Annotated in this window: 2 protein-coding genes; both read left to right on the forward strand. The window is 70.5% G+C overall.

Annotation, left to right across the window (positions count from 1 at the left end; genetic code table 11):
* Positions 1-130: 130 nt before the first annotated feature.
* Positions 131-670 (forward strand): hypothetical protein, encoded by a 540-nt coding sequence (locus tag ACFP3V_RS28140; protein ID WP_380589347.1) that lies wholly within the window; start codon positions 131-133, stop codon positions 668-670.
* A gap of 124 nt (positions 671-794) precedes the next feature.
* Positions 795-1,709 (forward strand): pyridoxal 5'-phosphate synthase lyase subunit PdxS, encoded by a 915-nt coding sequence (gene pdxS, locus ACFP3V_RS28145; RefSeq protein ID WP_380589350.1) that lies wholly within the window; start codon positions 795-797, stop codon positions 1,707-1,709.
* The last annotated feature ends 48 nt before the right edge of the window (positions 1,710-1,757 follow it).

Raw genomic sequence — 1,757 nt, forward strand, 5'->3', positions numbered from 1 at the left:
ATGCCCGCAGGGATCCCTTGGAATCGATCATCTAGTCGCACCTCCCAGGGGCGCTGGGCGCACCTCCCGCCCGAAGGGTGGGGATCCTCGCGCCCCTGCGAGGGTTCCCTTGTGGATAGGGTGACGACCCGTGAGTACGTGGATCTGGGTCGTCGTGGTCGTCGTCGCGTTCGGGCTCTACCTCAGTTGGACCGCAGGCCGGCTCGACCGGCTGCACGCCCGCATCGACGCGGCCCGCGCCGCGCTCGACGCGCAACTGCTCCGCAGGGCGTCCGCCGCACAGGAGTTGGCGACGTCCACCCTGCTCGACCCGGCGTCCAGCATCGTGCTCTACCAGGCCGCGCACGCGGCCCGCACCGCTCCCGCAGAGGATCGCGAGGTCGCGGAGAGCGAACTCTCCCAGGCCCTTCGGGCCGTCTTCGCCGAGCCGGAGCAGCTGACGGCGCTTCAGGAAGCCCCCGGCGGGGACGAAGCGCTGGCCGATCTGTCCGAAGCCGCCCGCCGGGTGCCGATGGCGCGCCGTTTCCACAACGACTCCGTGCGCGCGGCCCGCGCCGTCCGCCGCCACCGCATCGTCCGGCTGTTCCGGCTCGCCGGGCACGCGCCCTTCCCGCTCGCGTTCGAGATGGACGACGAGCCCCCGCGCGTGCTCGAACGGAACGCCGCCTGAGCGGCTACGGAGTGTCAGGGAGCGAGCCCCACAACTGGACAGCGTGGAGCATCGGCTAAGGTCAATACGGGCCTACGATGGCCTTATCGCACCACAAAACTCCGCGAATCCAGTGAGGTCATTCGTGTCCACCAACACCCCCGCCACCTCCGACCAGCCCGCCGTCGGGACCGCCCGCGTGAAGCGTGGCATGGCCGAGCAGCTCAAGGGTGGTGTGATCATGGACGTGGTCACCCCCGAGCAGGCGAAGATCGCCGAGGACGCCGGTGCCGTGGCCGTCATGGCGCTGGAGCGAGTGCCGGCCGACATCCGCAAGGACGGCGGCGTGGCCCGGATGTCCGACCCGGACATGATCGAGGGCATCATCAACGCGGTGTCGATCCCGGTCATGGCCAAGTCCCGGATCGGCCACTTCGTCGAGGCCCAGGTGCTGCAGGCGCTCGGCGTCGACTACATCGACGAGTCCGAGGTGCTCACCCCGGCCGACGAGGTCAACCACTCCGACAAGTGGGCGTTCACCACCCCCTTCGTCTGCGGCGCCACCAACCTGGGCGAGGCCCTGCGCCGCATCGCCGAGGGCGCGGCCATGATCCGCTCCAAGGGCGAGGCCGGCACCGGCAACGTGGTCGAGGCCGTCCGCCACCTGCGTCAGATCAAGGGTGAGATCTCCCGCCTGCGCGGCCTGGACAACAACGAGCTGTACGCCGCCGCCAAGGAGCTGCGTGCCCCGTACGAGCTGGTCGCCGAGGTCGCCGAGCTGGGCAAGCTGCCGGTCGTGCTGTTCTCCGCCGGTGGCGTGGCCACCCCGGCCGACGCGGCGCTGATGCGCCAGCTGGGCGCGGAGGGCGTGTTCGTGGGCTCCGGCATCTTCAAGTCGGGCGACCCGGCCAAGCGCGCCGCCGCCATCGTGAAGGCCACCACCTTCTACGACGACCCGAAGATCATCGCGGACGCCTCCCGCAACCTGGGCGAGGCCATGGTCGGCATCAACTGCGACACCCTGCCCGAGACCGAGCGGTACGCCAACCGCGGCTGGTAACAACAGAGTTCGTGACCGGGAGCCCCGACCCCTGCCTGGGGTCGGGGC

It is taken from the genome of Streptacidiphilus monticola, from assembly GCF_042658505.1.
GTDB lineage: Bacteria > Actinomycetota > Actinomycetes > Streptomycetales > Streptomycetaceae > Streptacidiphilus > Streptacidiphilus monticola.